This is a genomic window from Micromonospora yasonensis, assembly GCF_026013475.1.
Classification (GTDB): domain Bacteria; phylum Actinomycetota; class Actinomycetes; order Mycobacteriales; family Micromonosporaceae; genus Micromonospora; species Micromonospora yasonensis.
This window is the reverse complement of record NZ_JAPDPH010000273.1, coordinates 1-8,326: the sequence shown is the minus strand read 5'-3', so window position 1 is coordinate 8,326 and position 8,326 is coordinate 1. Positions and strand designations below refer to the sequence as shown.

Here is an 8,326-nt window from a genome sequence, read left to right as displayed (position 1 = left end):
CCTTCTCCCCCCTACCCTCCCCTCTTCCCCTCCACGCCGCCCTCCCGATCTGGTCCGCCACAGCCTGACCACACTCGTCGCCGCCCGGGCCACCCTCGACCGGTACGCGGCGCGCCGTCGGCCGGCCGCCGCCGTGCGCGGCTGGTACGCCGATACCGTCGGCAACTCCGTCGTCGTGCTGGTCGAGCCGGGCCGTACGGCGGCAGCCGCCTCCTTCGTGGCGGCCAGCGGGGCACCCCGCACCCTGATCCGCTACGTGACCGAGGCGGACGTGCCCCGGCCCGTGTACGACATCCGGGGCGGCGACCAGTTCGTGATCAACGGAAACGTGCTCTGCTCGGTGGGCTTCGCCGTCGCGGGCGGATTCGTGACCGCCGGGCACTGCGGCGGCACCGGCAGTTCCACCCTCGGCTACAACAACGTGGCCCAGGGCACCTTCGCCGGCTCGTCGTTCCCCGGCAACGACTACGCGTGGGTACGCACCAACAGCAACTGGACCCCGCGCCCGTGGGTCAACAACTACGCCGGCGGCAACGCGCCGGTGGCCGGCTCGCGGGACGCGGTGATCGGCAGCTCGGTGTGCCGCTCGGGTCGGACCACGGGCTGGCGGTGCGGCACGATCCTGGGCCGGGACGAGACCGTCAACTACGCCCAGGGCGCGGTCTACGGGCTGACCCGCAGCAACGCCTGCGCCGAACCGGGCGACTCCGGCGGCTCCTGGCTCTCCGGCGACCAGGCCCAGGGCGTCACCTCCGGCGGCACCGGCAACTGCACGACCGGCGGCACCATGTGGTTCCAGCCGGTCAACGAGATCCTCGGCGTCTACGGGCTGTCGCTGACCACGACCGGCGGCGGGACGCGGATCATCAGCAACTGGAACAACCGGTGCATCGACGTGCCGTTCTCCAACTTCTCCGACGGCGTACCGCTGCAGACCTGGACCTGCAACGGCACCCTGGCGCAGAGCTGGACCTTCACCGGCGGCACCCTGCGTACCCAGAACAACCTGTGCATGGACGTCGCCTGGGGCTCGCGGGACAACGGCGCGGTCATCCAGATCGCCACCTGCAGCGGCAACCCGGCCCAGCAGTTCGTCCTCTCCGCCGCCGGTGATCTGGTCAATCCGCAGGCCAACAAGTGCGTCGACATCAAGGACTGGAACAACTCCGACGGTGCCCGCCTGCAACTCTGGGACTGCGCCGGCACGGCCAACCAGAAGTGGCGCACCGGCTGACGCCGGGTCGCGGACCGGGCCCGGCGGCGTTCGCCGCCGGTCCGGCCGCGATCGTGCCCGCCGGCCTCCGCCGGTGAGCGGAATCCCCCGCCAGCTGCCGCAATCCGAGTCGATCACGCCGAGACCGCGCTGTCCCGTCCCCGTTCCCCCGAGGTGGTTTCCATGGGTCTCCGAAGCAAGCTGCTCGCCGTCGCGTCCGCCCTGCTCGCCGGCCTCGCCGGCACCGTCGCCGCCACCCCGGCACGCGCGGTCGGTCCGACACTGCTGCCCGTCACCGTCACCAACACCACCGGCCGCGCCGACCCGGTGTACCTGTACGTCATCGGCACCCAGCTGGCTACCGGCCGGCTCGGCTACGTCACCTCCAGCGGCGCCTTCGTCCCGTGGACCGGTGGGCAGATCCCGCCGTCACCCGCGCCGGACGCCTCCATCCCGGGTCCCGGCACCGGCGGCAGCACCACGATCCAGTTCCCGCGCGGCTTCTCCGGCCGGGTCTACTTCGCCCTCGGGCAGAAGCTGAAGTTCTTCCTCACCCCGGACGGGCTGGTGCAGCCCGCCCCGTGGGCGGCCGGCGACGCCAACCGGGACATCCTCTTCGACTGGAGCGAGTTCACCTACAACGATGCCGGGCTGTGGCTGAACAGCTCCCAGGTGGACATGTTCGCGGTGCCGCACGCGGTGACCGTGACCGGCGCCAACGGCATCACCAAACGGACCGGCGACCCGGTGGCCAACGGACGCAACGCCGTCGTCGACGGGATCCGCGCCCAGCCGGGCTGGGCCAACACCGTGTACGCCCGGTCGGACGGGACCGTGCTCCGCGTCCTGGCCCCCGGCAAGGCCGCCGGCGCCGGCCTGCTCAGCCCCACCTACCTGGACTCCTACATCGCCGCGGCGTGGAACGCGTACGCCACGAAGACGCTGACCGTGGTGCCCTTCGCCGACCAGCCGACGATCCGTTACTACGGGCGGACCTCGGGCAGCACCATGACCTTCACCAACGGCAGCGGCCAGGTGGTCGCCTCCTTCAACCGGCCCTCCTCGGCGAGCGTCTGGGGCTGCGACGGCGACCTGCCCGCGCCGAACGACCAGGTGGTCGGTCCGATCTCGCGTACCCTCTGCGCCGCGCTGAACCGGGGCACACTCGGCACCATCGACACCCAGCCCAGCACCAACGCCGCCGACTTCTACCGCAGCAACCCGACCAACCAGTACGCCCGCCTGATCCACGCCAACATGGCCGACGGCAGGGCGTACGCGTTCGCCTTCGACGACGTCGGCGGCTTCGAGTCGCTGGTGCACGACGGCGACCCGCGCGCGGCCGGGCTGATCCTGAGCCCGTTCTCCGGTGGCGGCGGTGGTCCCGGCGTCGGGGTACCCGTGGTCAGCAACTGGAACAACAAGTGCATCGACGTGCCGAGTTCGAACTTCGTCGACCGGGCCCAGCTGCAGATGTGGACCTGCAACGGCACCAACGCGCAGAAATGGACGTTCACCGGTTCGGCCCTGCAGAGCCAGAACAACAAGTGCATGGACGTCGACGGCGGGTCGACCGCCAACGGCGCGGTGGTCCAGCTCTACACCTGCAACGGCACCGGCGCCCAGCAGTTCACCCTGAACGCGGCCGGTGACCTGGTCAACCTCCGGGCCAACAAGTGCGTCGACATCAAGGACTGGAACGGCAGCGACGGCGCGAAACTCCAGATCTGGGACTGCGCGGGCACGGCCAACCAGAAGTGGCACAAGGGCTGACCGCCCCGGCACGGTGGCGGGGTCCGACCCTCGGTCGGACCCCGCCACCGTTGCGCTCAGCAGCGGGGCACGTTCGGAATGAAGCCGTCGTATCCGGTGAGGACGTAGGCGTCGGACACGTAGCGGTTGGTGCCGATCCGGTTCCAGATGTTGCTGGTGCCGTACGTGCCGGTCACCGTGGTGCCGACCGCCTGGCAGTAGATCGAGACGCGCGTCCCGTCGGCCACCGTGCCGACGACGGCGTAGCTCGTGCCGGGCCCGGAGCGGACGTTGAGCGTTGACGAGGGCGTGCTCACGGTCCCGGATCCGATGCCGGTGATCCCCTGCACCAACTGCATGTAGTAGGTCCAGTTCCAGTTGGGGCCGGGGTCGGTGTGGGTGGCACCGGGGACCTCGACGTGCCCGATGATGTGCTGCCGGTCCTTCGGGATGCCGTACTTGTCGGCGACGTTGCGGGTCAGTGCCGCGGACGCCCGGTACATCGCGTCGGTGAACCAGGCGGGATCGTCGACGTAGCCCTCGTGCTCGATGCCGATCGACTGGGTGTTGTAGGTCCAGTTGCCGGCGTGCCACGCGATGTCCTTCTCCCGGACGGACTGGGTGACGGCGCCGTCGGAGGAGCGGAAGGTGTAGTGGGCGCTGACCTGCGCCGACGGGTTCTGGAACCAGCTGATCGAGCCCGCGTACGAGCCCTGCGTCACGTGGATCACGACGTACCGGATCGGGTGGCTGGACGGCCGGCTGGCCACGGTGTAGTTGCTGGTGCTGGCCGGCGCCCAGGCCGCCGGCCCGTAGTCGGTGCTCAGCGTGCCGATCTCGCCCGGCGTGGCCGCCCGCTCCAGCGCGCCCCGCTGCGGCGCGACCGGACGGGCCGCCACCGCCACGCCGTGCACGGCCGAAACGCCGGCCCGGAGCAGGTCGTAGACGGTGTCGGCGTAGAGCCGGGCGACGGCCGGGTCGGTCGCGCCGCCGTAGCGGGCGATCGCGGCGTACCAGTGGTCGACGTCCGCCCGGTCGGCGCGGTCCAGCCCGGCCTGGTCCGCGTACGAGCGGAGCACCGCGGCGGCGCCGAGCACGTTCGCGGCGGGGTCGGTCCGCAGCGCGGGCTGTCCGAGCCCGGTGAGCCGGGCCGCCTCGTCGAGGGTGTGCACGGCGGGGTTGTGCACCAGGTGCATCAGGCCGTACCCGCCGCTGGCGCTCGGCGCTCCGGCGTGCATGTCCAGCCGTGACTCGGCATAGCCGAGCGCCACCAGCAGGTCGCGGGGGACGTCGTAGCGGGCCGCCGCGGCCGCGAAGGCCGTGGCGAGCGGGTGGGCGGACGCGGCCGCCGAGGCCGGCGCGGCAACCGCCGGTGGCGTGACGGCGGCGGGCGCGGCCAGCCCGGTGACCAGCGCGAGGGCGCCACCGAGCAGAAGCCGGGTACGGCGGGCGGCTACGGACACGGGCATCTGTGCTCCTTCGCGACAACATTCATTGATTGAAATCATTCGATTGCCGCAGACGATAGACGGAGCACGGTAGGTTGTCTACAGCCGAGCCCAGCTGTCTGTAGGAATGCTTCAGTCCCGGTCAGCGGACGGCGAAGACGCCCCGGGCACCCCGTTCGGCGTCCACCATGGCGTGGCTGACGAACGGGTAGTCGCCAGGCGCCGGGAAGGACAGCTCGACGAACCCGCCGGCGGCCGGGGTGAGGGGCAGGACCTGGGCCCCACCCGGGTCGGTCGCCCGGTTCTCCCAGTGCCCTTCCCGGTAGACGGTGTCGAACTGGGCGCCGACGACGTGGAAGGAGCTGTCCCGGTTGGGGCCGGCGTCCAGGAGCCAGACGCGGACCCGCTCCCCGGGGCGGGCGGTCAACGGACGGTGGGCGTACTGGGCCGGATAGCCGTTGAAGACCACGGCGTCGGGCCGTTCGGCCTGCATCTTGGCCAGGTCACCGGGTTGGCCGTCCGGCCCGAGATAGAACTCGGACTGCACGAGGACGTACTCGCGGTCGACCCGGGGCAGGTCGGGCGGGTCGATGATCACACCGCCGTACATGCCGTTGCCGAGGTGGTGCAGCATCGGCATCGTCGAGCAGTGGTACATCCAGATGCCGGCCCGGGTGGCGGTGAAGCGGTAGGTGAGCCGCTGCCCCGGGTCGATCGGGCGCATCACCTCGTCCGGCGCGACCGCCCCGGCGTGGAAGTCGATTCCGTGGTCCAGCGTGCCGTCGTTGACCAGGGTGATCTCGATCGTGTCGCCGACCCGTCCGCGGAGCACGGGCCCGGGCACGGTGCCGTCGAACGTCCAGAGCCGCTGGCGTACGCCCGGGGCGACCTCCCGCACCACCTCCCGTACGTGCAGTTCACGTCGGTGCAGCCGGCCCGGCGGAGTGGGCGGCGCGACCGCGTCGCGGGCGACGAAGGCCGGCCCGGGGTCGGCCATGACGTCGAGGCTCGGCTGCGGCGCGACGGACCCGGTCGCGGCGGACGACGTCACCGCGCCGGCCGGGACGATCTGGAGGGTCATGCCGGCCTGCCGGTGCCCCGGCAGCGAGCACCAGCCCCGGGTCACATCCCCGATCACGCCCGCGTCCAGGCGGGCCGACGCCCCCTCGCCGAGCAACGGGGTGCGGGCCCCGTTGTCCAGCACCAGGTCGTGCCGCCGCTGGTCCCGGTTGCGGAACTCGACCATTAGCCGGTCACCGGGCGGCACCTCGATCCGGGCCGGGTGGAACCGCATGTCCTCGGCCACCACCTCGATGGTCGTGGTGTGCCCGGTCGGCGTGACGGCGGTCCGGGCACCGCCGGCGGCGGGGCCGGCGGTCACCCGCTGCGCGGCCACGCCGACCAGCACGGCGACCAGGACGAGGGCGAGACCGGCGGCGACGCCGCCGAGCGGCCGGACCGGGGCGGGGGACGTGGTCACGGGTCACCTCCGGGCGGTGAGCAGGACCCGGGCGGCCGGCACGACGAACTGCACCAGCGCGGCGAGGATCAGCAGGGACGTGGTGATGCGGACGTACGGCGGACTGGGCAGCACGAAGACCGCCAGGGCGGCGTTCGTCATCGCGACCCGCTGCGGGCCGTGCCGGTCCAGCCGGGCGGCGCGGACCCGGACGGCCCCGGGCCCCCCGCCGAGGACCACGGGCAGCAGATACGTCAGCGCGCCGACGAGGACCTGCCCGACGAAGCCCACCAGCAACGGGACCAGCACCGCGCCGAAGCGGTCGACGGCCGCGGCGGGATCGGCGGCGGTCAGCAGGGTGGCGGCGTCCACGGCCAGGGCGACCAGGAGCCACCCGGCCGCCGCCGCCACCGACCAGGTCGCGAAGGCGTACGGGGGACGGGCCCGGGCCACGGCCGCCGCGGGTCGCAGCGCCACCAGAACGCCGAGCACGAACAGGCCCAGCCCGACCGCGATGACGGCCCGCCACCAGGCGAGCAGGCCCAGGCCGAGCAGGAGCAGCCCGGTGGCGGCCAGCGGCAGGGCACTGCCGGCGGCCCGCACCGCGCCCTCGACCATCCGGGTCCGCAGCATGGTCGGCCAGAGGGTGAGCAGCGTGCCGAGCACGGTGAGCGTCACCCAGCCGAGCAGGTTGACGTGCGCGTGGAACAGCAGCAACCGGGGGCGGTGCGCGTCGTCGGTCACCAGCATGCCGGCGCCCACCGGGACACCGGCGAGCAGCGCCAGGCTCGCGGCCAGGTAGTAACGGACGGTCACGCTGAACCGGGCCGGCAGGGCCCGCCGGAGCCGCCGGGCGAGCCAGGCCAGGTGGGCGGCCACCGCCGCGAAGACCAGGGCGGCGCCGCCGACCCCGAGCCACGGCCGGTCGGCCGCCCCGCCGACGAGCACGGCCACCACCCCGACGTTCAGCACGGTCAGGCGGGCCGCCTCGGACCGGCGCCCGGCCGGCACGGGAGTCCGCAGCACCGCCGCGGTGAAGTGCGCCGACCAGACGAGGATGGCGTTGGTGACCGCGCCGAGCAGCAGCAGGTGGATCGCCAGCCAGCGCCAGCTGGGCAGGAACGGGTGCGCGAAGCCCAGGGCGACGAGCCCGCCCAGGTACGCGGTGGGCAGCAGACCGGTCCGGCGGTGCCAGGCCGCCCGTCCGGTCTCCCCCGCGGGCGGCCGCCCGGCCGGGCGGGCCGGGTGCGGACCGGCGGGGGTCGACGGACCGGGAACGGTCGTCCGGGGGCGGTCCATCAGCGCACCGCCGGGACGGGTCCGGCCGCGGGCCGGTGGCCGGGCCGGGCGGTGGTCAGCGCGCCGGCCAGCGCGCAGCCGAGGAAGGCGAGTACGGCGAGGACGTTGGCGACGCCCGCCCAGCGCCAGACCGGCGCCACGGCCAGGCCGTCCCCGACCAGGAGGCGCACCAGCAGGCTGCCGTGCAGCAGGGCCAGCGGCACATACAGCCAGGGCCGGTAGGGCAGCGGGCGACGGAGCACAGCGGGCAGGATGACCGGGGCGTGCACGAAGATCATCGACATGGTGAAGCCCAGGAAGGTCGCGTGCAGGGTGGCGTCGTAGCGGGGGCCGGCGGTGACCGGACCGGCGCCGGCCCAGAGCAGGCCGGCGACCGCCAGCCAGGCGTACCCGGTGAGCAGGCCCACCGCGACGTAGCGCGGCAGGCCGCGGCCGCGCACCGTGCGGCGGGCGACGTCGTGCACCACCAGCCAGCCGACCGTGGCGAGCAGGCCCACCCCGAACAGGTGCGCCCCGGTGTCCGGCCACAGGGCGGTGGCGGTGACCCCGGCGGTGAGCGCACCGAGCGCGGCGAGGAACCAGCGGACCCCGGACGGGGGCAGCGCGAGCTGGGCCAGGTCGAGGCGTTCCCCGGCGATGGTGGCCACCACGAAGGTGGCCAGCCACGGCACGGTCTCCGGCACGGCCGCCCCGGCCAGCCACAGCAGCACGGCGGCGTACCAGGCGAGCGCGCCGAGGCCCTGCGCCAGGAGCGCCGGGCCGGGCTGCCGGCGCCAGAGCTGCCGGTAGACCAGCAGGAGCAGCACCGCAGCGAGCATCAGCAGCAGCCGCGCGGGGTGGCTCGGGCCGGTGAGCAGGAGGGCCACCCCACCGGCGGCGGAACAGCCCGGGGCGAGCAGGGCCCACCGGGCGCCCAGTGCCACGGCCCGTTCCAGGGCGATCAGCGTGCCGACGAAGCCGAGCACCAGCAGCGGGCCGTGCACCTGCTCCAGCGGCGCCCGCGGGGCGGGCAGCGGCAGGCCGAGCAGCAGGAGTGCGGCGTACAGGCCGGCGAGCAGGGCGACGCCGCCGGCCGCGAGGACCGGGAGCCGCACCGCCAGCCGGGTGCTCATCGTGGCGTCGGGTCGACCGCCGGCTGACGCCGGCCCCGAGCCG

General features: G+C 73.7%; 6 protein-coding genes. 2 read left to right on the top strand and 4 right to left on the bottom strand.

Features of this window, described 5'->3' with window-relative positions; translation table 11 throughout:
* The coding region (locus ONA70_RS32410) for a ricin-type beta-trefoil lectin domain protein (RefSeq protein WP_265010297.1) at window positions 1-1,234 on the top strand (1,234 nt) is incomplete at its 5' end.
* A gap of 162 nt (window positions 1,235-1,396) precedes the next feature.
* The gene (locus ONA70_RS32405; RefSeq protein ID WP_265010296.1) at window positions 1,397-2,986 is read left to right on the top strand and encodes a glycoside hydrolase family 64 protein; all 1,590 of its coding nucleotides are present in this window, start codon (window positions 1,397-1,399) and stop codon (window positions 2,984-2,986) included.
* 56 nt (window positions 2,987-3,042) lie between these two features.
* Here the strand turns inward: ONA70_RS32405 and ONA70_RS32400 are convergent, their stop codons facing one another.
* The 4 genes from ONA70_RS32400 to ONA70_RS32385 all read right to left on the bottom strand — a co-directional run bounded on the left by ONA70_RS32400 (window position 3,043) and on the right by ONA70_RS32385 (window position 8,283).
* Window positions 3,043-4,434, bottom strand: a complete 1,392-nt coding sequence (locus tag ONA70_RS32400) for an N-acetylmuramoyl-L-alanine amidase (RefSeq protein WP_265010295.1) — start codon at window positions 4,432-4,434, stop codon at window positions 3,043-3,045.
* A gap of 121 nt (window positions 4,435-4,555) precedes the next feature.
* Window positions 4,556-5,893: a multicopper oxidase domain-containing protein gene (locus ONA70_RS32395; protein WP_265010294.1), complete on the bottom strand. Its 1,338-nt coding sequence runs from the start codon at window positions 5,891-5,893 to the stop codon at window positions 4,556-4,558.
* A gap of 3 nt (window positions 5,894-5,896) precedes the next feature.
* On the bottom strand, window positions 5,897-7,171 hold the full coding sequence (locus ONA70_RS32390) for a hypothetical protein (protein WP_265010293.1): 1,275 nt from the start codon (window positions 7,169-7,171) through the stop codon (window positions 5,897-5,899).
* Entirely contained in the window at window positions 7,171-8,283 is a 1,113-nt protein-coding gene (locus tag ONA70_RS32385; protein WP_265010298.1) for a hypothetical protein, read from the bottom strand. The genes ONA70_RS32390 and ONA70_RS32385 overlap by 1 nt, the downstream gene beginning before the upstream one ends.
* Window positions 8,284-8,326 lie beyond the last annotated feature (43 nt).